At 40.2% G+C, this 21,823-nt stretch carries 19 protein-coding genes; 13 read left to right on the top strand and 6 right to left on the bottom strand.

The genetic code is table 11. From position 1 onward, the window contains the following. The first annotated feature begins 106 nt into the window (after positions 1 to 106). The 10 genes from ACTF5Q_RS06225 (at position 107) to ACTF5Q_RS06180 (ending at position 10,515) form a co-directional block, all read left to right on the top strand. A complete protein-coding gene (locus ACTF5Q_RS06225; protein WP_438953777.1) occupies positions 107 to 1,234 on the top strand; it encodes an MHYT domain-containing protein in 1,128 nt (375 codons plus the stop codon). Between the two features lie 103 nt (positions 1,235 to 1,337). Continuing rightward, positions 1,338 to 2,189 carry an FAD binding domain-containing protein gene (locus tag ACTF5Q_RS06220; protein WP_438953838.1) on the top strand — a complete coding sequence of 284 codons (852 nt, stop codon included), beginning with the start codon at positions 1,338 to 1,340 and terminating at the stop codon, positions 2,187 to 2,189. Positions 2,190 to 2,200: 11 nt separating this feature from the next. Then, positions 2,201 to 2,695: a (2Fe-2S)-binding protein gene (locus ACTF5Q_RS06215; RefSeq protein WP_438953776.1), complete on the top strand. Its 495-nt coding sequence runs from the start codon at positions 2,201 to 2,203 to the stop codon at positions 2,693 to 2,695. After that, positions 2,692 to 5,109 (top strand): aerobic carbon-monoxide dehydrogenase large subunit, encoded by a 2,418-nt coding sequence (locus ACTF5Q_RS06210; RefSeq protein ID WP_438953775.1) that lies wholly within the window; start codon positions 2,692 to 2,694, stop codon positions 5,107 to 5,109. Before ACTF5Q_RS06215 ends, ACTF5Q_RS06210 begins: the two co-directional genes overlap by 4 nt. Positions 5,110 to 5,158: 49 nt before the next feature. Beyond that, positions 5,159 to 6,034: an AAA family ATPase gene (locus ACTF5Q_RS06205; protein ID WP_438953774.1), complete on the top strand. Its 876-nt coding sequence runs from the start codon at positions 5,159 to 5,161 to the stop codon at positions 6,032 to 6,034. After that, positions 6,031 to 7,218 (top strand): vWA domain-containing protein, encoded by a 1,188-nt coding sequence (locus ACTF5Q_RS06200; protein WP_438953773.1) that lies wholly within the window; start codon positions 6,031 to 6,033, stop codon positions 7,216 to 7,218. Before ACTF5Q_RS06205 ends, ACTF5Q_RS06200 begins: the two co-directional genes overlap by 4 nt. Further along, positions 7,215 to 8,015 (top strand): XdhC family protein, encoded by an 801-nt coding sequence (locus ACTF5Q_RS06195; RefSeq protein ID WP_438953772.1) that lies wholly within the window; start codon positions 7,215 to 7,217, stop codon positions 8,013 to 8,015. The genes ACTF5Q_RS06200 and ACTF5Q_RS06195 overlap by 4 nt, the downstream gene beginning before the upstream one ends. 122 nt (positions 8,016 to 8,137) lie before the next feature. Beyond that, positions 8,138 to 8,587: a CoxG family protein gene (locus ACTF5Q_RS06190; RefSeq protein ID WP_153696207.1), complete on the top strand. Its 450-nt coding sequence runs from the start codon at positions 8,138 to 8,140 to the stop codon at positions 8,585 to 8,587. Positions 8,588 to 8,689: 102 nt separating this feature from the next. Continuing rightward, entirely contained in the window at positions 8,690 to 9,589 is a 900-nt protein-coding gene (locus ACTF5Q_RS06185) for a DMT family transporter (protein ID WP_438953771.1), read from the top strand. Between the two features lie 32 nt (positions 9,590 to 9,621). After that, positions 9,622 to 10,515: a DMT family transporter gene (locus ACTF5Q_RS06180; RefSeq protein ID WP_438953770.1), complete on the top strand. Its 894-nt coding sequence runs from the start codon at positions 9,622 to 9,624 to the stop codon at positions 10,513 to 10,515. On the opposite strand, the gene ACTF5Q_RS06175 is transcribed toward ACTF5Q_RS06180, so the two are convergent. Then, entirely contained in the window at positions 10,502 to 11,389 is an 888-nt protein-coding gene (locus ACTF5Q_RS06175) for a hydrogen peroxide-inducible genes activator (protein WP_438953769.1), read from the bottom strand. The two genes, ACTF5Q_RS06180 and ACTF5Q_RS06175, sit on opposite strands and share 14 nt — an antisense overlap. A 159-nt stretch (positions 11,390 to 11,548) precedes the next feature. Between ACTF5Q_RS06175 and katG the strand changes: the two genes are divergently transcribed. Beyond that, positions 11,549 to 13,675 (top strand): catalase/peroxidase HPI, encoded by a 2,127-nt coding sequence (katG, locus tag ACTF5Q_RS06170; protein WP_438953768.1) that lies wholly within the window; start codon positions 11,549 to 11,551, stop codon positions 13,673 to 13,675. Positions 13,676 to 13,897: 222 nt separating this feature from the next. Then, on the top strand, positions 13,898 to 15,145 hold the full coding sequence (locus tag ACTF5Q_RS06165) for a 3-deoxy-D-manno-octulosonic acid transferase (protein WP_438953767.1): 1,248 nt from the start codon (positions 13,898 to 13,900) through the stop codon (positions 15,143 to 15,145). Here ACTF5Q_RS06165 and modA read toward each other — a convergent pair. Next, complete coding sequence (gene modA / locus ACTF5Q_RS06160; protein WP_438953766.1) at positions 15,142 to 15,909, bottom strand: molybdate ABC transporter substrate-binding protein; 768 nt, start codon at positions 15,907 to 15,909, stop codon at positions 15,142 to 15,144. The two genes, ACTF5Q_RS06165 and modA, sit on opposite strands and share 4 nt — an antisense overlap. 49 nt (positions 15,910 to 15,958) lie before the next feature. Here modA and ACTF5Q_RS06155 point away from each other — a divergent pair, with 49 nt between their 5' ends. Beyond that, positions 15,959 to 17,116 (top strand): THUMP domain-containing class I SAM-dependent RNA methyltransferase, encoded by a 1,158-nt coding sequence (locus ACTF5Q_RS06155; protein ID WP_438953837.1) that lies wholly within the window; start codon positions 15,959 to 15,961, stop codon positions 17,114 to 17,116. Here the strand turns inward: ACTF5Q_RS06155 and ACTF5Q_RS06150 are convergent. The 4 genes from ACTF5Q_RS06150 to dnaA form a co-directional block, all read right to left on the bottom strand. Beyond that, positions 17,111 to 17,752, bottom strand: a complete 642-nt coding sequence (locus ACTF5Q_RS06150; RefSeq protein WP_438953765.1) for a LysE family translocator — start codon at positions 17,750 to 17,752, stop codon at positions 17,111 to 17,113. The genes ACTF5Q_RS06155 and ACTF5Q_RS06150 overlap by 6 nt on opposite strands. Before the next feature lie 28 nt (positions 17,753 to 17,780). Continuing rightward, positions 17,781 to 18,890 (bottom strand): DNA replication/repair protein RecF, encoded by a 1,110-nt coding sequence (gene recF / locus ACTF5Q_RS06145; RefSeq protein WP_438953764.1) that lies wholly within the window; start codon positions 18,888 to 18,890, stop codon positions 17,781 to 17,783. A gap of 27 nt (positions 18,891 to 18,917) precedes the next feature. Next, the gene (gene dnaN / locus ACTF5Q_RS06140) at positions 18,918 to 20,036 is read right to left on the bottom strand and encodes a DNA polymerase III subunit beta (RefSeq protein WP_438953763.1); all 1,119 of its coding nucleotides are present in this window, start codon (positions 20,034 to 20,036) and stop codon (positions 18,918 to 18,920) included. Positions 20,037 to 20,173: 137 nt separating this feature from the next. Next, a complete protein-coding gene (gene dnaA, locus ACTF5Q_RS06135; RefSeq protein ID WP_438953762.1) occupies positions 20,174 to 21,529 on the bottom strand; it encodes a chromosomal replication initiator protein DnaA in 1,356 nt (451 codons plus the stop codon). Positions 21,530 to 21,823 lie beyond the last annotated feature (294 nt).

Raw genomic sequence — 21,823 nt, 5'->3', positions numbered from 1 at the left:
AGTTGCTCTTCAGGCAGGTTGCCTTATTTTATGGGACTAAGGCATGTTTCCCTTTCGTGGGGAAGACTGTAGTGCCAGCTGATTTTGCTAGCTTAAAGAATGACGCATGGATTATTTGTCTTATTCACATGACCACACGCTGGTTGCACTATCTCTCGTTTTAGCCGTTGTATCGGGATTTACCGGATTCACTCTAACACAAAATCTATCAGCAAAAACCATAGTGCAACGAAAAATTTCTGTTTCCATGGCTGCCGTAGCACTTGGCGGTGGCATCTGGTCTATGCATTTTGTAGCTATGTTGGGTCTAAGCCTTCCAGTGTCGGTTTTTTATGACGCAGCAATAACCCTGGCATCTGCATTAATAGCAATATTGGTTGTAGCAGTGGCGCTTGTGATCTTACATTTCTTTGTAAGAACTTCTTTCAATATAATTCTGGCTGGATGTATTGTAGGCGCTGGAATACTTCTTATGCATTATATTGGAATGGCTGGTTTGCAGTTGTGTAAACCAGTTTACTCGGTGCAGGGATTAGTACTCGCCTCTTCTGTAGCATTTTTTTCCTGTGGACTCGCCTTTTGGGTAGCCTACAAAGAGCGCAATAACCGAAATATATTTTTAGCTACGATTTGCTTTGGCATTGCAGTGGTATCTGTTCATTTTCTCGCAATTTTAAATACAAAGTTTGTCGAGGTTTCAGCAAGGTCAGAATTTGGCCCCTTAATAAGCAATGAAACTTTAGCAGTTATCGTAGTGATATCGAGCTTTATTATTTTATGTTTATTTTTGTGGGTCAGTTCAACCTTTTTGTCTCCACATGTCACAAATGTTAAAAGTGTTGGAGATGAACAACGACCAGATGCAGGAAATAACTCAGGTCCTCAACATATTCCTTGTGAACGTGATGGTGCAAAGGTTTTTATCGCTTTAAGAGATGTATTGGCAATTAGAGCGGATGGACATTACTCCCAAGTCTATACTGAAAAAGAAAAATATTTCTGCGTATGGCCAATTACAGAAGTAGACCGTAGGCTAGAGAGCTTTGGGTTCATCAAGGTTCATCGGAGCTATATTGTAAATTCAGCACGTGTGGATCGCTTTGAGCGGCTAAAGGACAAAGGGTACTGTGTATTCGGGACTCCAATGGCACCCAGAATACCGGTAAGTAGATCAAAGCTTAAAGCGGCTCAAGAAGCAATAATTACCACTCCAGGTACAATTGGCGCAAAATAAGGCGCATTTCGTGCAAAAAATTCGGTAACTATTCATTTTTTGAAGAAATTCTTCTGAAGTTTTGACATCTTTCCACAATTGGACTCAGGGGAGAATGATAAAAATGATTCCAGCAGCTTTTGATTATTACAGACCAAATGATTTGGACGGCGTTATATCGCTATTACAGGAGCACGGAGACGATGCTCGGGTAATAGCAGGTGGCCACAGTTTAATACCATTAATGAAATTGAGAATGGCGGAAGTGCCGCATTTAATAGATCTTCAAAGTATTGAAGAACTTACGGGGATTGAGAATGGTGCAAGAATTCGCATTGGTGCAATGACCACTCAGGCAGACATCATAGACAATGCATCTCTGGCTTCTTCTGCGCCTATATTGAAGGAAGCGTCACTGCAAATTGCTGACCCGCAGGTACGTTACATGGGTACTGTTGGCGGGAATGTGGCAAACGGTGACCCGGGAAATGATATGCCCGGATTGATGCAGTGCCTTGATGCTACATTTATTCTACGTGGTCCAAATGGAGGGCGAGAAGTGAAAGCGCGAGATTTTTATCACGCGGCTTACATGACTGAGAGAGAAGATGATGAAGTAATGGTTGCAGTCACATTTGACGCTCCAAAAGGTGGTTATGCTTATGAAAAACAGAAGAGAAAAATTGGTGACTATGCCACTGCAGCCGCTGCAGTCATAATTTCCAAGGACGGTTCGAAGTGTAAAGAAGCTTCGATCGCGATGACTAATTTAAGCGATACACCAGTTTTTTGTGGCGCGGCGTCTGACTGCCTCATCGGAACTTCGGTGTCAGCGGAAGATATTAAAAACGCAGTCAATTCTATGATTGATGCGATAGATCCTGCTGAGGATAACAGGGGTCCAGTCGAATTCAAAAAACATGCCGCAGCTGTAGTGCTCTCACGTGCTATTGAGCGGGCGTGGCAAAGAGCTTAGGGAGAAATTTGATGTCAGGAAAAATGCAAATAAAATTAAAAGTAAATGGTGAAGATCATGAGTTCTCGGCTGAACCTAGAGAACTATTGGTTCACGCTTTACGCGAAAGGCTGAATTTGACGGGCTCACATGTAGGTTGTGAAACTGGTCATTGTGGCGTTTGTACAGTCACTTTGAATGGGAAATCTATAAAGTCTTGTACGATGTTTGTTGCACAAGCAGATGGCGCTGAGCTGACCACTGTCGAAGGCATGGGAAGCCCCGACAACTTGCACGTCTTGCAAGAAGCTTTTCGTGAGCATCACGGTTTACAATGCGGTTATTGTACACCGGGGATGATCATGAGAGCTGCGAAGTTACTTGAAGAAATTCCAAATCCAACTGAAGAACAAGTGCGGTTTGGTATGGCAGGAAATCTTTGCCGCTGCACAGGTTATCAGAATATCGTTAAATCAATAATGGCGGCAGCCAGTGAAATGAATAGTGCTAAGGAGGCAGCGCAATGAATGATATGACGCCGGATAGAAATGAACGGAAGGCTAATCTTAAGGGGTTGGGCTCTTCTAGAAAACGTGTTGAGGATTTACGTTTTACACAAGGTAAAGGCAACTATGTAGACGATATAAAGTTAGAAGGAATGCTGCATGGGGATTTCGTGCGATCGCCGTATGCCCATGCCCGTATAAAGTCGATTAATACAGATGCGGCGATGGCTCTTGATGGCGTTCTTGCGGTACTGACCGCTAAAGATTTAGAGCCTCTCGGCCTACATTGGATGCCAACTTTGGCTGGTGACAAGCAAATGGTTCTTGCTGATGGAAAAGTACTTTTTCAGGGCCAAGAAGTCGCCTATGTAGTTGCAAAGGATCGTTATATTGCAGCCGATGGGGCAGAGTTAGTGGAGGTTGAATATGAAGAGCTTCCTGTTCTGGTTGATCCGTTTGAAGCACTTAAATCAGACGTAATTTTGCGTGAAGATTTGGATCCAAAAGCTGATGGGGCTCATGGGCCAAGAAAGCATCATAATCATATTTTTACCTGGGAAGTAGGTGAAAAGGAAGCAACTGAGCAAGTTATTGATTCATCAGATGTAGTTGCTGAAGAGATGGTTTATTATCATCGAACTCACCCCTGTCCCCTTGAAACATGCGGGTGCGTCGCATCTATGGATAAAGTTAACGGAAAGTTAACGCTGTACGGAACATTTCAAGCACCTCACGCTATAAGGACGGTTGTCAGTTTGATTTCGGGTCTTGAAGAGCATAACATCAGAGTAATTTCTCCTGACATTGGCGGTGGTTTTGGTAACAAGGTTGGAGCTTATCCAGGTTACGTATGTTCGGTAGTTGCATCCATAGTTACTGGACTACCAGTCAAATGGGTGGAAGATCGTATGGAGAACTTGATGACTACGGCTTTCGCCAGAGACTACTGGATGAAGGGTAAGATAAGTGCAACAAAAGAAGGCAAAATTACTGGTCTTTGGTGCCACACAACAGCGGATCACGGTGGGTTCGATGCTTGTGCTGATCCGACTAAGTTTCCTGCCGGTTTTATGAACATCTGTACTGGTTCCTATGATATTCCTACAGCATATTTGGCTGTTGATGGTGTTTACACCAACAAAGCACCAGGTGGCGTTGCGTATAGATGCTCATTTAGAGTTACAGAGGCTGCTTATTTTATTGAAAGGATGATCGAAGTCTTAGCCATAGAGCTCAATATGGATGCTGCCGAATTGAGACGCATCAATTTCATAAAGCAGGATCAATTCCCATACACCTCAGCTCTAGGCTGGGAGTACGATAGTGGTGATTATCATACAGCATGGGACAAGGCGTTGGTGGCTGTTGGATATGATGATCTTAGAAAAGAACAAGCACAGCGTGTTGAAGATTTCAAAGCAGGAAAGACCCGAAAACTTTTAGGCATTGGCTTGACACATTTTACTGAAATCGTTGGTGCGGGGCCAGTAAAGAATTGTGATATTCTGGGTTTAGGGATGTTTGACAGTTGTGAAATTCGTATTCACCCAACTGGCTCAGCGATTGCGCGCCTCGGCACAATTAGCCAAGGACAGGGCCATGCAACTACATTTGCGCAGATTTTGGCTTCAGAAATTGGACTGCCAGCTGACTCCATTACCATCGAGGAAGGAGATACCGATACGGCGCCTTATGGTTTGGGCACGTATGGCTCTCGTTCAACACCAGTAGCGGGTGCGGCAACAGCTATGGCGGGCAGGAAAATTCGTGCTAAGGCACAGATGATTGCAGCATATATGCTTGAGGTGCATGATGATGACGTTGAGTTCGATGTAGATCGCTTTGTGGTTAAGGGAGCGCCCGAGCGTTTCAAAACTATGAAGGAGATAGCTTTTGCTGCTTATAATCAAGCAATTCCAGGCATTGAACCGGGTCTTGAAGCAGTTAGCTATTATGATCCTCCGAATATGACCTATCCTTTTGGAGCGTATATCTGTGTCATGGAAATTGATGTTGACACAGGTGAACACGAAATTCGTCAGTTTTATGCTTTAGATGACTGTGGTACTCGTATTAATCCAATGATTATTGAAGGTCAGGTTCATGGTGGTCTTACAGAAGCCCTGGCAATAGCCATGGGACAAGAAATAGCATATGATAATATGGGTAATGTTAAGACCGGGACTCTTATGGACTTCTTCTTACCCACAGCATGGGAAACACCTAATTATACAACTGACCACACAACAACTCCAAGTCCTCACCATCCAATCGGTGCTAAGGGTGTTGGCGAAAGTCCAAATGTTGGTGGTGTTCCAGCATTTTCAAATGCGGTGCATGATGCTTTTAGACCATTTGGCCTTCGTCAAGTGCATATGCCTCACGATCATTGGCGTATCTGGAAAACAGCTAATGATCTTGGATTGCACGGCTAATAAGATAAAGTGAGGGCTCAGAAGAGCCCTCACTAGATTGGACTGCATAATGGAATGGAAAGAACTTCAAGCAGCACTGGCTGAGCAAAGTTATATTGCGTCGGACGAATTGGTAGTTGCAATTCAGCTTGCCTTATCATTGGAACGCCCACTGTTGTTGGAGGGTTCTGCAGGAGTCGGAAAGACAGAGCTTGCAAGAGCACTTTCTCAAGCCCAATCAACCAAACTAATCAGATTGCAATGTTATGAAGGTCTAGACTCAGCCCAATCAATTTATGAGTGGAATTACCAACGGCAACTAATTTCAATTAGAGCAGCAGCAGACGATGGCGTTTCCAGAGAGCAAATAGAAAAACATGTTTTTTCTAAAGATTTTCTTTTGGAACGTCCACTTCTAATGTCAATAACGCAAGATAAGTCCCCAGTTCTTTTAATTGACGAAATTGATAGGGCAGATGAAGAGTTTGAAGCGTTTTTACTTGAAATTTTATCTGATTATCAGGTCTCAATTCCTGAGTTAGGCACGATAAACTCCGTGACTAAGCCAATTGTCATCCTTACCTCAAACGGTACTAGGGACCTGTCTGATGCTTTAAGACGGAGGTGTCTATATAGTTATGTGGAATATCCTGATCGTACTACTGAGATCGAAATTTTAAAAGCAAGACAGCCCAATATTGACTTCTTACTTGCATGTCAGATTATAGATTTTGTGCAGAAATTACGTAAAGAGGATTTGGAAAAAACGCCAGGTATTGCTGAAATGTTGGATTTTTCTGCCGCTTTAATAGGTCTAGGAGTTAACGATTTATCTCATGACCCTGAAATACTTCAGTCAGCCATGACTACATTGCTCAAAACAAAGACGGACCAGTGGAATATCACGACAGAGGTTGCACAGCGCATAGCAGGACAAGCTGCATGAGTCGTATTAGTAAATTTGCGGCTCGAGATACCGGGCCATCTGCTCGGATAGTTGGTTTCTTTTCTCATTTAAGATTTAATAATCTAAAGTTAGGTGTCTCAGAAGTTGAAACTGCACTGACCATCCTAGACCGAATAAATATGAGTGATCCATTTGAAGTGAGACGCTCATTAAAGCCACTATGCGTAGGAAATCTTGACGAGTCTCGCCGTTTTGAAGATTTGTTCGATAGTTATTGGATGGATTCTGGACGTGTGAAGCAAAAAGTAATTCCAAATGGTAGTGTTCCCAATGAAAAAGAAATGGTTTCAGAGGCTGGTGATAAAGCTATAGACAACTCTGATAGCTCATCGGGTGCACCAAGTGAGCCTGATGAAGACACACCTATTTTGAACGATCAAAGAGAAGGTGAGCTTGTTGCAGTAGAAGAAGCTTCAAAGATGCAAAAAGATTTACGTGAATTTGTTACTAATCAAGAAATTGATGATGCAATGGAAGTTGCAATAAGGATTGGTAAAGCTCTACGTGATAAGCGATCACGAAGGCTGGTTAGCTCAAAGAAAGGTCAGGTGCTGGACTTTCGTAAAACTATTCGTCGGAGCCTCTCGACAGGGGGAGATCCTTTTAAGTTGATTAATAAATCCAAGCCAGATCGGCCTAAAAGAATAGTGGCATTATGTGATGTTTCAGGGTCTATGAATGTTTATTCAAAAATATTTTTAGCTTTTCTTTCGGCATTGATGCGAAATGATCAAAATACAGACGCTTATCTATTCCATACGGAGCTTGTACGGGTTACCGATGCGCTAAAAGACGAAAATATTGGGCGATCAATGGAAAAGCTATCTCTTCTTGCGAACGGTTTTGGTGGTGGCTCAAGGATAGGTTATAGTATCAAAAAATTTTCAAGAACTTATGCGCGTCGCTTTGTAAATAGCAGAAGTGTAATCATCATTTTGTCAGATGGTTACGACTCAAATAACGTTAATGATTTGGTGGAAGCGCTAGCGAATTTAAAAAAGCGGGGCTGTAAAATAATCTGGCTAAATCCTCTAAAAGGCTGGAAAGATTATGCACCGGTCACTGCTTCGATGGCGGCGTCTCTTCCTTACCTCGATTTATTCTCGGCGGCCAATACTTTGAATGATTTGGCTGCTCTTGACGAGGAGTTGGAGAAGCTATGAATAAATTTGAAAATGAAGATAAAAGTATTTTGGATTTAGCTCAGGGATTGGCATCTTCGGGACAGGCATTTGCCTACGCAACTGTAATAAGGACAGCGGGTGCTACCTCTGCTAAACCTGGTGCAAAGGCCATAATATCTTCAGATGGGCAAATTTTAACAGGATGGATAGGAGGGGGCTGCATCCGTTCATCTGTGGCGAAGGCGACCATCACTGCGATAGAAATGGGAGCACCTCAACTAATTTCAGTGATGCCTCAAGATGCAATCGACGAAATTGGAGCCAGCGTTGGTGAGGAGTATGAGGGTAAAAAGATTTCAAAAAATGGTTGCCCATCTGAAGGAACTGTAGATATTTTCATCGAACCTCATACTCCAGCTCCTCAACTAGTAATATATGGCAATGCACCTGTAGCACAGGCTCTCAAAAAACTTGCACCTCAATTTGGCTGGTTGGTTAAAATTGCTAACGATGATCCAGAAGAGACCAATACATCGAACAAATTAGTTGTCGTAGTGGTTGCGACCCAAGGTAATAATGATCTAAAGGCACTATCTGATGCAATAAATTCAAACGCTACATTTGTTTCATTTGTTGGTAGCAAAAGGAAATTTTCTTCATTGAAAGCTAAGCTTGCTGAAAGTGGTTTGGCTAATTCACATATTAGAAAAATAAAAGCACCGGCAGGTTTAGATATTGGTGCAGTTACGCCGGAAGAAATTTCGCTGTCGATACTGGCAGAGCTTTTACAAGTGCGCAAAAATTTTAGGAACGGTATCCATGATAAAAGTAATTAAGAAATATTTGTTTGCTTTTTGTATTAAGAGCCGAAATTATTTTGATGGTTTGAAATTATCTAGCGAAAGTTCAGAGTTAATTGCAAAAATCAAATTTTCATGTTGTTGAGGAAGGATAAGTAATGGAATTGTCAGATGAGATTGAAATCAGCGTGCCGATTCAGGCTGTGTATGACGCACTGAATAATGTGGACATTTTAAAAAAATGCATTCCCGGATGTGAAGAGCTGGTTAGAAAATCTGATGATCAACTTGAGGCGAAAGTTGTTTTAAAAGTGGGGCCAGTGAAAGCTCGCTTTAGCGGCCAGGTCACACTTGATGCTTCAGGGGGTCCAGAAAAGTTTTCGCTCTCGGGCCAAGGTAACGGTGGTGCCGCTGGCTTTGCAAAAGGTGGAGCAGATGTTACATTGTCAAAAAAAGGTAACTGCACAATTTTGTCGTATAAAGCTAAAGCAGAAATTGGGGGTAAATTGGCTCAATTAGGCAGTCGTCTAATTCAAAGCACGGCAAAGAAGTTGGCCGCAAAATTTTTCAAATCTTTTTCAGAAGTTGTCGTTGAAGAAACTGCGTGATAAAAACTGCGCAAGTTTCATTAAATTAAATCTTTGTTAGATGTAAATATCTGTTGCTTATACTAACGGACTGTTTAGGTGTGTTAAGATCGGGTTTACTAATTGGTTTTTAAGAGCCTAGCCAAAATCAGTGAAAATTTAGTCGGAAGCTTATGGATGGTTTTGGCAATGCTTGGATTTGCCATAGAGGATAGTTTAATCAGGATAATTTCATTGACTATACCTTTCGGTCAGGTTTTGTCTTTATTTGGCTTAGGTGGAACTTTAATTTTTGCTCTTCTTTGTAAATTAAAAAAACAACAGTTGTATTTAACAGAGGTAATATCCAGACCTATGGTTTTAAGAATGTTCTTCGAACTTATTGGTCGGTTATTTTACTCAGTTTCTTTAATACTAATGCCTATATCTTTGGTTACGTTAGTACTACAGGCAACTCCAATCTTTGTGGTTACTGGTGCAGCATTTCTTTTTAGAGAAGCTGTCGGAACCTTAAGGTGGATTGCAATTTTTTCCGGATTATTGGGTGTGGTTTTTATTGTTCAGCCCACGAGTGAGAGTTTCTCGCCCTATGTCGTTTTTGCTATATTGGGAATGCTTGGCTTCGCCGGAAGAGATTTAGGAAGTCGGGCTGCTTCTCCAAAAATATCAGATAACCACTTAGGATTTTATGGTTTTGTTGCAGTAACCTTAGCGGGATTGATATATTCGGGATGGGCTGGCGCTGCCTATGAACCATTAAGTATTAGAACGATTATATATATTATGTCGTTGATTTTTGTCGGTTGCTTTTCTTATTTAGCGTTAATGAAAGCAATGCGAATTGGTGATGTGTCATTTGTTACACCTTTTCGGTATACTCGAATATTATTTGGCGTCGGCGCTGGAGTATTATTATTCGGTGAAGCTGTAACTATCTGGTTAATTATTGGCTCGTTTATTATTATGGGGTCAGGTTTGTTTCTGTTGGGCCCACAAACTCAGAACAAAAATTTACATGGATAATCCTCATAGCTTTAATTCAAAGGTATAATTGAATGCAAAAATTGCCAGTTGATCTCAAAGGCTCAGGCTATTTGATTTTTTTGTCAATGTTATTGGCAAGTAACCAAATTGCAATAAAGTTTGGCAATCAAGGATTTGATCCAGTTTTTATGGCGGCTGCTAGATCACTCATTGGTTTATTGGCTCTTTTAGTGTGGATGTATTTTCGTAATCTGCTTGTATTTCCATTAAAGACTAATTTTATACCAGGGGTTTTTCTTGGATTTTTCTTTGCAATGGAGTTTTGGTGTTTATTTAGATCGCTTGACTACACTAGCGTCGCAAGGGCTAGTATTATTTTTTACTCAATGCCAGTTTGGTTAGCCTTAATTGCGCATTTTGTTCTTCCAAATGAGCGATTAAATTTTAACCGTATCTTAGGATTGGCACTTGCAATTGCTGGGGTTTTTATCACTGTATCAAGCCCAAATACTGATCTTTCCGAAAAATATTTTTTGGGAGATATTCTTGCTTTGCTAGCCGCATTCTTATGGGCCTTGATCGCTTTAACAGTTCGCATATCGACTTTGGCAAATGAAAGAGCCGAAACACAATTATTCTTTCAGCTTGCGATCTCGTTACCAATTTTATTGATTTTATCAAACCTTAGTCCAACTTTCCTAAGAGAACCAAATTTAAGCCATTTCATAAGTTTGTCATATCAAGGAATTTGCGTTGCTGCATTTGGATTTTTACTGTGGTTTTGGTTAGTAAAAAAATACTCTGCATCTGGTGTTGCTTCGTTTGCTTTTTTAACGCCAGTTTTTAGTGTTTTATTAGCAAACATTATTCTTAATGAAGCGATAGAGTCTTCAATTTTTCTTGCACTAATTCTTGTCTCAATCGGGCTTTACTTAATAAATAAAAGAAACTTTAAGACTTCGTAGATTTAACAATTTGTGCTATTTCATAATATTTATCTTTTAACGGAGAATTTCGACGCCAAACCATACCAATTTTTCGTTGTGGTGGCATTTTGCCAAATTTTGCGATGCTAATGTTTGGAGCGCGCCCTTCGAATTCAACTGCCATCTCAGGGATCAGGGTCACACCAAAACCAGCGGCAACCATTTGGACGAGTGTTGTTAACGAATTGCCATCCATTATGTCCTGAGTATTTGGTGATCCCATTTTGCAAAAGTTAATAGCTTGATCACGAAAGCAATGACCTTCTTCCAATAATAGAAGGCGCATTTCTTTTAACATCTCTGGTCTTGGAACAGGTTTGTTGGCATCAGTTTTAGGTCTCACCAATAGGAAGTTTTCACGAAATAGTTCAACCTCTCTAAGTCTAGGTTCAGACGTTGGGAGGGCGAGTATTGCTGCATCTAATTCGCCGTCTATAACGGCTGCAATTAATTTGGAAGTGATAGCTTCGCGCATTTTAAGATTAAGGCCAGTAAAATGCATAGTTAAATCTTTGGCTATCTTAGAGAATATATAAGGTGCCACAGTCGGAATTACACCTAGCCTCAAGTTAACAAGGGGTTGATTATCAGAAGCGCGGGCGAGCTCTTCTAACTCAGTAATATCTCGCATAATTGCTTTGCTTTTTGCCGCTATCATACGACCCAAAGGAGTTAACTGAATTGGGTGAGTTCCTTTTTCAAAAAGGCTCACGCCCAGTGCTCCTTCGAAATCTCTTATTTGCATGGAAAGAGCTGGCTGAGTAACTGCACAGACGTTTGAGGCGATACCAAAATGACGATGTTGGGCTAAAGCTTCAAAGTATCTAAGTTGTCTAAGAGTGATTTTTGTCATAAGAAAATCTTATGGAAAATATCAGAAAAATCAAGTTAACCTTATTATAAAGAAATGTTAGAATTGTTCTAATATCTAACTGACAGCACGCCTGATTCTGTAGAATTTAAATCGTGCTCTTTATTTTGTACCAATTGAACTAGGGTAAAGGGAAAAATTATGAAAGATTTGACAGGTAAATGTCCTGTAATGCATGGCGCAGCAACTACTGGAATTACGGGAACTACTAATAGTGATTGGTGGCCAAATCAATTAAATTTAAATATTTTACGTCAGCATGATCGAAAATCAAATCCACTTGGTGATGATTTCGATTATCGTGATGAATTTTTAAAAATAGATTATAAGTCTCTGAAAAATGATTTGAACGCTTTGATGACTGATAGTCAAAGTTGGTGGCCTGCTGACTATGGTCATTATGGCCCATTTTTCATCCGCCTGACATGGCATGCAGCTGGTACTTACAGAACGGGTGATGGACGTGGAGGTGGCGGAACAGGCGCTCAGCGTTTTGCTCCTTTAAATTCGTGGCCAGATAATGGTAACTTGGATAAAGCAAGACGTTTGTTGTGGCCAATTAAACAAAAATATGGAAATCAAATTTCTTGGGCTGACTTGCTAATTTTGGCGGGTAATGTCGCAATTGAGTCCATGGGTGGAAAAACTTTTGGTTTTGCAGGTGGTCGACCAGATATATGGCATCCAGAAGAAGATATTTATTGGGGTGCTGAAAATGAGTGGTTAGGTGATAAGCGTTATGAAAGCACAAGGCAATCTCTCGAAAATCCACTAGCTGCTGTCCAAATGGGACTTATATATGTGAACCCAGAAGGTCCAAACGGAAATCCTGACCCCTTACTTTCTGCCCAGGATGTTCGGGAAACCTTTGCTAGAATGGCTATGAATGATGAGGAAACAGTCGCGCTTGTTGCAGGTGGGCACACCTTTGGTAAAGCTCATGGCGCAGGTGATCCTGAACTAGTTGGCACTGAACCTGAGGGTGCCCCGATTGAAGAAATGGGTTTTGGATGGAGTAATGCTCATGGATCAGGATATGGTGTTGATGCAACCACAAGTGGTATAGAGGGGCCGTGGACAGCAAATCCAACAGTATGGGATAATGGTTACTTTGATCTACTTTTTAAATATGAGTGGCAATTAACAAAAAGTCCTGCAGGTGCAAATATTTGGCATCCCGTTGATCTAGATGAGGCTGACATGGCTCCTGAAGTCGATGGTTCAGGTAAGAAAGTTTCACCTATGATGACAACTGCCGATATGGCGATGATTACTGATCCAGATTATCGTAAAATTTCAAAAAGATTTCATGAAAATCCAAGTGAATTCTCCGATGCTTTCGCGCGAGCTTGGTTTAAGCTCTTACATCGTGATATGGGTCCAAAATCACGATATTTAGGTCCAGAAATTCCTGACGAAGATCTTATTTGGCAGGATCCTATTCCGGAGGGCAATGCAAACTTTGATATAAACGGGCTTAAATCAGATATTTCAAAAAGTAGTCTTTCAGTAACAGAAATGATTGAAACTGCATGGGCATCTGCGTCAACATTTCGAGGCTCAGACCTCCGTGGGGGTGCCAATGGTGCCCGAATTCGCCTCGCACCTCAGAAGGACTGGGAAGCCAATAAACCGAAGCAACTTAAGGCAGTGCTAGATGTGTTAGAGCCTCTCGCAGCCAAGCATGAAGCTTCTCTAGCTGATACAATTGTTTTAGCAGGATGCGTTGCCATTGAAAAAGTAAGTGGCAGAGAGGTTCCCTTCAATCCAGGTCGAGGCGATGCTACACAAGAACAAACTGATATCGAAAGTTTTGCTGTTCTTGAACCTTTAGCTGATGGATTTAGAAATTATCAAAAGGCTGACTTTACCGTATCACCAGAAGAAATGATGTTGGACAAGGCTCAACTTTTGAATCTTACTGCCGCCGAAATGACAGTACTTTTAGGAGGTTTAAGGTCCCTTGGTGTCAGTGCTAGCGAACATGGTCTCTGGAACCAGAAGGTTGAGTTAAGTAATTCTTGGTTTAACACCTTACTTGATATGAGTGTAAAATGGTCAGAAACTGGAATAAATAGTTATGAAGCAACTGATCGGGCTAGCGGTAAAGTAACTCGCACGGCATCAAGGTGTGATCTAGTATTTGGCTCTAACTCTCAATTACGAGCAATAGTAGAAGTTTATGCTCAAAATGATAACTCAGATAAGTTTATTTCAGATTTTATATCATCTTGGGTAAAAGTAATGAATGCGGATCGGTTTGACTAAAGTTCCGAGTAATTACAATTAAGCCTAACCCGTTTATAGTAATCGTCTATGGGTTAGGTTTTTTTTGGATAAGAAAATAAGCGATCCAATTAGGTGAAAACGATATAGCTTTCTAAACCTTCACTGTATTAAACTAAAAATATGAAATTCCGATTACTTGTTTTCTATATTATCTATTCGGGAATACTCTTTGTATGTTTTCCTCTAGTTATGGCATACTTCTTGTACCGATCGAGAAAAGATCCTCGATATCGGGAAAATTTTTCTGAGAGATTTGGCTTTGGAGAATCCCCTGCGGGTTGTGTGTTAATTCATACAGCATCAATTGGAGAGTTTCGTGGTTCATTTCCATTTATTCAGCAATTACTTGACCGTAAACAAAAGTTAGTAATTTCCTGTCTTACTCCTGTAGCGCGAAGTTATGCCTGCACTAAACTTTCCCACGAAATAGAGGCTGGTTTGGTTGTTGTAAGATACCTGCCTCTTGAATATTTTATGGCTTTTCGAAATTTTTTCTCCAAAAATAAACCAAAGTTGGTTTTAATTTGTGAACTTGAAACTTGGCCAATATTTATTGCCTCATGTTACTATCGAAAAATTCCCGTTTATTTGATCAATAGTCAAATCACCCACGAAGCAATGCAACGTGTTGGCATTATAACAAGATTATTCGGTCATCCAGTAGAATTAGTTTCTGGAGTAGCTGCGAAATCTAGTGAGCATGCGGCAAACTTTCGCTCAATGGGCCAACGAAATGTTGTTCCAGTTGGTGAATTTCGGTTCGACCAAGTGATTCCTCAAAGTCATATAAAATCCGGTAAGGCTGCGCTCTCGTTGATTAATCGGAGAAAAAGACCGGTTATCGGATTTTCATCTGTTATTTTCGGCGAAGCAGATATTTACATAAACTCCATGAAATCCCTTAAAGAATTTAGTGAAGAGAAAAGCATCGTAAAACCGCTGTATGTTTTTGTGCCTCGAGCGCCTGAGGTATTTGATGATTTATTTAAAAAAATATCAGAATCTGGCCTTTCAGTAATTCGGCGAAGTGAGGGCTTCTCAGAAGATCTTCAGCCTAACGCTTCAATTGATTGGAATAATATCGATGTCCTTCTGGGTGATAGTTTTGGTGAAATGTATTTCTATTTAAAACTATGCGATAATGTTGTGGCCGGGGGCGGGTTTTGGCATGCTGGGGCACATAATATAATCGAACAAATACAGCTTCATAAACCAGTCACGGTGGGTCCTGAAATTTGGACAATAAAATTTCCTGCACATCAAGCTGAAGAAGCTGGTTTATTAACGGTTGTTAAGGATCCATCTGAGCTTACAAGTAATCTGCGTCTAATGTTAGAAAGCAATGTTAATGATAGATTTTCTAGGGATAAATTTGCGAAGTTTCTTAAGATTTATGCAGGGGCTAGCAACAGGGCGTTAGCGATGCTGGAGAATAAAGGGCTGATCTAGTCGCCTGCTGATATCAGAAAACCATATTCTTCAAAAACTTTAAGTGTTTTGGACTCTACAAGATATTTAAAGAATAGGTCTGCTTCTTCTGATCCAAGATTTATAAGTGAGGCAGGATATATTATTGGGTCATGAGTGAGATCGTCAAAAATACCAATAACTTTTAACTCGGGAAATAATTTTGCATCACTGGCGTATACTATTGCAAATACTACATTTCTTGAGAGAAGGTATTGAAGTGCGGTCCGCACGTTATCCGCCTGAATTACCTGTGATGAGATAGCATTCCATTGGTTTAAGTATTTTAGAGCTTGCTTACTATAAATGCCGGCAGGGACAGAAGACACCATTCCCATTGCTATTTTTTCATTTCGAAGCAATTTAGAAAAATCAGTAGAGGCCAAGTCTTCAATTTCTTGAATTGTGTGGTCAGTTGTTATCAAGACTAATTTATTTTTTAAAATATTTTTTGTGCTTCTAGCCTGAATTATATCCCTCTCTATTAGGTGGTCTACCCAAGGAACGTTAGCACTAAGAAAAATATCAGCTGGCGCACCGAACTCTATTTGTTTCGCAAGGGTAGCGGAGCTTCCATATACAGGTAAAATTTCTGTTTTTGTGAGAGCATTGTAGTCTTTTATTACGGCGTCCAGCGCATTTTTTGTGCTGGCAGCGGCAAATACAAGTACTTGCGCTTTTTCGCATATGGCCAAATTTGGAATTATTAAAGTTGCAAATAATAATACTTTTATTAACTTGATCATAAGTTATTTATGCACAACATTTCAAAGTATGATCAAGTGATCTTGTAAAATAATATTTTTCAAAGAAACTTCTTTTAGTAGTCGGAGTAATTTTATAGCTGAGCAAAGTAAATTTGAACTGCTAGCCGTTTGTAGCCCCGGTTTGGAGAAAGTTCTTAGTAAAGAATTACAAGAACTGAAATTTCAAAACCTCATGCCTATCACAGGTGGTGTTGAATTCAGTGGTGATTGGTTTCAAGTTTGGCGTGCGAATGTCCACTTAAGAACTGCCACTCGTATTTTAGTGAGATTGGGAGAATTCTATGCTGTACATCTTGCACAATTAGATAAGAGGGCCTGTAAATTTCCTTGGCCAAAATACCTTCAAGCACAGCATCCAGTGAGAGTGGAAGTAGTATCCAAAAAATCAAAAATATATCATGCACGTGCTGCTGCTGAAAGAATAGAAAATGCGATAGTAAATTCAGTCGGCAACAGAATATCCAAAGATGCTGATATTTGCATAAAGGTGCGAATAGAAAAAAATTTAGTGAAAATAAGTATCGATAGTACCGGTGAAGGCTTACATAAGAGAGGTTACAAGTCGTTTACTGGCAAAGCACCAATGCGCGAAACATTGGCATCGGCATTTTTAAAAATGTGCGACTTTGATCCAGCACAGCCCTTAATTGATCCAATGTGTGGCTCCGGCACCTTCGTGATCGAAGCTGCAGAGATTGCAATTGGAGGGGCGCCGGGCAGGAGAAGGGATTTTAGCTTTCAAAAACTAAAATCATTCGATCCCAATGTTTTTAAGATGATCTTAAAAGATCAAAAATTGATCCCAAGGCTCGAAATAAATTTATTTGGCTATGATCGTGATAATGGAGCGATAAAAAATTCAATAAAAAATTCAGAATTAGCAAATGTAAGCCATATTACAAATTTTGCGTCCCAATCAATAAGTGATCTGTCTCCCTTGTCCAACCAGTGCGGTCTGGTAATTTTTAATCCTCCATACGGAGGGAGAATAGGTGATAAAAAAACACTATATGCGTTATATGCTAAAATAGGAATGGTGCTTAAATCCAAATTCAATGGATGGCGAGTTGGACTGATTACCGCGGATGGTTTATTGGCGCAGACAACTCAAATAAAGTTTTCATTTGTTAGTGAGCCAATTAATCATGGTGGGCTGAAAGTAAGATGTTATTTCGCGACACTATAAATGGCTTTTATAGGCGTCAAAAAATATTAATAATCCGACAAAAATCAATAAGCACCCAGAAAGGATATTGAGTTTTTTCATTGCAGAAGTAGAGTTCAATATTGCTCGAGATTTTTCTATCATCACTGCTAATGCGAGATTGCCTATAAATGGTATTAGTGCCGATACCAATGCGATTGCTGCACAGTCCAAGAGTGTCAACTCAGTAAGATTAAAAAACCCTGGAAGTATCCCAAGGTAGAATAAAGCAGCTTTAGGATTTCCAATTATAACTAATAGTCCTGCAGTAAACCCAGCTAACTCGCTTTTTTTATGAAACGTAATGTCTTGAGATTTAACATTTGAATTTTGATCTTTTATTAAACTGATGCCCAATATCACAAATATAATTACTGCTATATATTTAAGGTATAATAGAAAATTGATATATGAAGCGGCCAAAGCAGCACTTCCTGCAATTGCTAAAGACGGCCATATTATATCGCCAATTGCGACCCCAGCGGCTAGCGGAGCTGCTCCCTTAAGACCACTCGAAATCGACCTAGAAATTATTGCTATCCACACTGGTCCTGGTGTAAGAAAAAGGACAAATATTCCAAAAGTGTAAAAGGCTAGTTCACTGATCGATATAGACATGTCAGAACCCATATGATTAAATATTTATTTAATCAACGGAGAAATCTACTTCTTTAATATCTGAAATTCCAGAGCTCTCAATCACATGAAAATATTTCGCTTTACATCCAAATTCAGCAAATAGATTTTTGTCTGTACCAGTCATCCACGCTTGAGCTCCGAGAGCATTTATTTCCTCATATAATGCGCCTCGTCTGTCTATGTCTAAATGGGCTGATATTTCGTCTAATAGTATTACCGGAGGGTATCCAAGTTCTAGTTTTAGAGCTCGGGCATTAGCTAATACTATTGATATAAGCATCGCTTTTTGCTCTCCAGTTGAACTGTCTTTTGCAGAAATACCTTTTTCTTTGTAAGTGGCTTCCATATCTGAGCGATGAGGTCCGATCAGTGTGCGCCCCGCCATTATGTCAAGTTGGCGGTTTTCTGATAGTGCTTGGACAAATTCATCCTCATCGGTTGTTAAATCACCGTTTGCTTTCGATAAAGATAGTTCAGCTATAGGGAACGTAGTAGTCGAATTTTCTTGTGCTGAACTTATTTTTTTTAATGCGGCAATACGGTTTGATTGAATTAACAGGCCATTTTGAGCCATTTGGCGTTCTAATGCTTTGTACCAGACATCATCAGTCATTTTCTCCTTAAGAAGACGGTTCCTTTCGCGCATAGCTTTCTCATAGTTCAAAACACAATCTGCGTGTTTTGGAAAAAAGCTCAGAGTAAGCCGGTCAAGAAATTTACGCCGACCGTCCGCTCCTTCTAGCCATAGTCGATCCATTGACGGTAATAACCAAACAACTCTGAATACTTTTGCTAAATCGTTTTGCTTGACGACTTTATCATTTATTTTGACTATTCGAGATGAAGTAGTATCCCAAGAGGTTTCAATCAAATTTGAGCTAACACCAGATACTACTTCTGCATTTAACTTCCACCCAATATTATCAGGACTTTTGCTTAAATCAGCCGTATTAGCTTTTCTGATACCTTTCCCCGGGGACAGTAACGAAATTGCTTCAATTAAATTTGTCTTTCCAGCACCGTTGCTTCCAAATAAAGCTACTGGGCCACTTTCAACTTGAACCTGTGTATATTTGTGAGATCGAAAATGTGATAATGTCAGTTGACTAATATGCAAGTCAAAACCTTATATAAAAGTAAATCACTAAACTCTCATTGGCATTACGACGTATACTGCCGATAAATCATTGCCCTCTCTAATTAGAACAGGATCTCCAGATGAGTTAAACATAAATATAGCATTTTCCTTGTCTATTTGACCAGATATCTCCAGCAAATATTTAGCGTTAAAGCCTATTTCCAAACGCTCGTCGTTATAAGCAACTGCCACCTGTTCTTCTGCTGCTCCACTATCTGGAGAGTTGACAATCAAAGTAAGCTGATCTTCTTCGAGACAAAGTTTTACAGCCCGCGATCTTTCTGATGATACAGTAGAAACTCTGTCAACGGCCTTTGCAAATTCGGCGGCGTCAACTTCTAACTTCTTTTCATTGGATGTGGGAATTACGCGAGTATAATCAGGAAATGTTCCTTCAATTACTTTCGATGTTAAAGTAATATCAGGTGTTGCAAAGCGAACCTTTGTTTCAGAAACTGAAACAGCAATTTGGACTTCATCGTCATCTAAGAATTTTCGTATTTCTGCTACAGTTTTCCTAGGAATTATTACACCTGGTAATTCTTCTGCTCCGTTGGGCAAACTGGCATCTACCCTTGCAAGCCTATGCCCATCAGTAGCCACGCACCTTAATACTTTTGAATTTTCAAAGGTGGCGGCATGCATATAAACACCATTTAAGTAGTATCTTGTTTCTTCGGTTGAAATAGCAAATCTAGATTTATCAAATAATCGACGAAGATCCCCAGATTTTGCGGAAAAATTTGCTGCGTATTCTGATGAAGCCATTACTGGAAAGTCTTCTTTAGGCAGGGTAGCTAGAGAAAAATTTGATCTCCCTGCTTCCACTGTAAGCCTTCCATTCGCCGCATCGGCTGTAAGTTCGATCAGTGCGCCATCGGGTAGTTTACGAGCAATTTCATGCAACAAAACAGCTGAAACTGTTGTTGAGCCAGTACGATCAACTTTGGCTTGCACTCGGTCGACTATTTCCACATCTAAGTCTGTGGCTCTAAATTGAACCTTATTATTCTCCGCTTCAATCAATACATTGGCAAGAATAGGAATTGTATTACGACGCTCAACTACTGATTGAGCATGCGATACAGATTTCAAAAGGGTATTTCGCTCTATGCTTAATTTCATTCCCTCTGCTCCTATGTAAAAATATTTGGAATGTTAGGTTAAACCATTTTATGACCTGCTCAAGTATTTTCTATCATTTAATAGAAATCGCAGTATGGACCAGAATTGTGATTTTTATCTTTACCTAATAACTAGTCTTAAGCTTCGAGTGCGCGGCGTAAGATTTCGACGTCCTCTGCAACCTGGCCATCTTGGATTTTTAGTTCCTCAATTCGCTTCACACCGTGCATTACAGTTGTATGATCCCGCCCTCCAAATCTTCTTCCTATTTCTGGCAGGCTGCGACTCGTAAGGTTTTTGGATAAATACATAGCAATTTGCCGGGGGCGTGCATAAGTTCTTAACCGTTTTGGTCCAATCATATCTGATAGGCGAATATTGTAATGCTCAGAAACTTTACGTTGTATTTCCTCAATTGTAATTTTCCTTTCAGAGGCTCTAAGCACGTCCGCAAGACAGTCTTGCGTGACTTCCAAAGTTATATGGCGGCCAACCAAGGATGCAAATGCAAATAAACGAGTCAATGCCCCCTCAAGGACCCTAACATTTGTTGATATTCGAAGAGCTAAAAACTCTAAAACTTCCGGATCAAAACTGAGATCTGGATACTGTTTACTATACATATCCACTTTGGATTGAAGAATTCCAAGTCGCAGCTCATAATTAGTTGGGTGTAAATCTACAACTAAACCACACTGCAATCTGCTTTTAATCCTTTCTTCGAGCCCTTTTATTTCGCCAGGGGCCCTATCTGCTGAAATTATAATCTGTTTTCCCTGATCAACCAAAGCGTTGAAAGTATGAAAAAACTCTTCCTGAGTGCTATCTTTCCCTGCAATAAACTGAACGTCGTCTACCATCAGTATATCTACTGATCGGAAGATTTGTTTGAAATCCATCATCTTTCGTTCACGCAATGATTGTACAAAGCGGTACATAAATTGTTCGGCCGATAGATATAAAACAGTTAAATCTGGTCTTTTATTCGACAATTCCCACGCTATAGCGTGCATTAAATGTGTTTTGCCTAATCCTACGCCACCGTACAAAAATAGTGGATTGAAAGTCACAGAAGTGCCATCCGCAACTCTTCTTGCCGCAGCATGAGCCAGCTCATTTGGTTTTCCAACAATAAAACTATCAAAAGTAAACCTTGGGTCCAAAGGGGCGCCAGGTATAACTTCAGACCGATTTATTGCAGACTTTGCAACTTTTAATTCATTCATAGCTTCAGATTTTTTGGGTGAAACGGTGTCACTAGCTTTAAAGGAAATCCGTGTTATACCTTTATCAACACTATTGAGTTTGGATAGAATTATATCACCAAAATTTTGAGAAACATAATTACCTAAAAAAGTTGTTGGTACCTTAAATGTTGCAACACCATCAACTACGTCTGAGAAATTTATTGGTGAAATCCAATTAGTGAAGTTATTTTTTCCTATTGTTTCCTGAAGTTCCTCTTGAATTTGCCCCCATAAATCATTGTTCATTTTTTAATTCCCAAAACTTCAGTTGTGTCGCAGCTTAAAGGCGTCACTACCCGCTAAAGAATGTACACAGATCAAGCTTGGCGAAGATAAACTCCGCTAGCGATGTTACAAAATTTTAGATCGGCCAGAATTTAGGTGAAGTGTGGCATACAACTCCTAATTAACTGAACCCCCCAGGCGAACGACTCGCTGCTAAGACATTAACAAGTGTTTTTTGAATCATTCAACAGAACTTAAGACTTGACTCAAAAAAAAATGGAGAGAATCTCTGATTGTTGTAAAAAGTATGCATCA

This window comes from Candidatus Salinivivens marinus (genome assembly GCF_965655845.1).
In the GTDB taxonomy this organism is placed as follows: Bacteria; Pseudomonadota; Alphaproteobacteria; order Rhodobacterales; family Rhodobacteraceae; genus Salinivivens; species Salinivivens marinus.
This window is presented reverse-complemented; position numbering and strand designations above follow the sequence as displayed.

Coding starts and splice junctions, on each gene's coding strand:
- ACTF5Q_RS06220 (WP_438953838.1), top strand. CDS start 1,338: ATGATTCCAGCAGCTTTTGATTATTACAGACCAAATGATTTGGACGGC.
- ACTF5Q_RS06225 (WP_438953777.1), top strand. CDS start 107: ATGGATTATTTGTCTTATTCACATGACCACACGCTGGTTGCACTATCT.
- ACTF5Q_RS06175 (WP_438953769.1), bottom strand. CDS start 11,389: ATGACAAAAATCACTCTTAGACAACTTAGATACTTTGAAGCTTTAGCC.
- ACTF5Q_RS06210 (WP_438953775.1), top strand. CDS start 2,692: ATGAATGATATGACGCCGGATAGAAATGAACGGAAGGCTAATCTTAAG.
- ACTF5Q_RS06180 (WP_438953770.1), top strand. CDS start 9,622: ATGCAAAAATTGCCAGTTGATCTCAAAGGCTCAGGCTATTTGATTTTT.
- ACTF5Q_RS06205 (WP_438953774.1), top strand. CDS start 5,159: ATGGAATGGAAAGAACTTCAAGCAGCACTGGCTGAGCAAAGTTATATT.
- dnaA (WP_438953762.1), bottom strand. CDS start 21,529: ATGAACAATGATTTATGGGGGCAAATTCAAGAGGAACTTCAGGAAACA.
- modA (WP_438953766.1), bottom strand. CDS start 15,909: ATGATCAAGTTAATAAAAGTATTATTATTTGCAACTTTAATAATTCCA.
- dnaN (WP_438953763.1), bottom strand. CDS start 20,036: ATGAAATTAAGCATAGAGCGAAATACCCTTTTGAAATCTGTATCGCAT.
- ACTF5Q_RS06200 (WP_438953773.1), top strand. CDS start 6,031: ATGAGTCGTATTAGTAAATTTGCGGCTCGAGATACCGGGCCATCTGCT.
- ACTF5Q_RS06215 (WP_438953776.1), top strand. CDS start 2,201: ATGTCAGGAAAAATGCAAATAAAATTAAAAGTAAATGGTGAAGATCAT.
- ACTF5Q_RS06195 (WP_438953772.1), top strand. CDS start 7,215: ATGAATAAATTTGAAAATGAAGATAAAAGTATTTTGGATTTAGCTCAG.
- katG (WP_438953768.1), top strand. CDS start 11,549: ATGAAAGATTTGACAGGTAAATGTCCTGTAATGCATGGCGCAGCAACT.
- ACTF5Q_RS06150 (WP_438953765.1), bottom strand. CDS start 17,752: ATGTCTATATCGATCAGTGAACTAGCCTTTTACACTTTTGGAATATTT.
- ACTF5Q_RS06190 (WP_153696207.1), top strand. CDS start 8,138: ATGGAATTGTCAGATGAGATTGAAATCAGCGTGCCGATTCAGGCTGTG.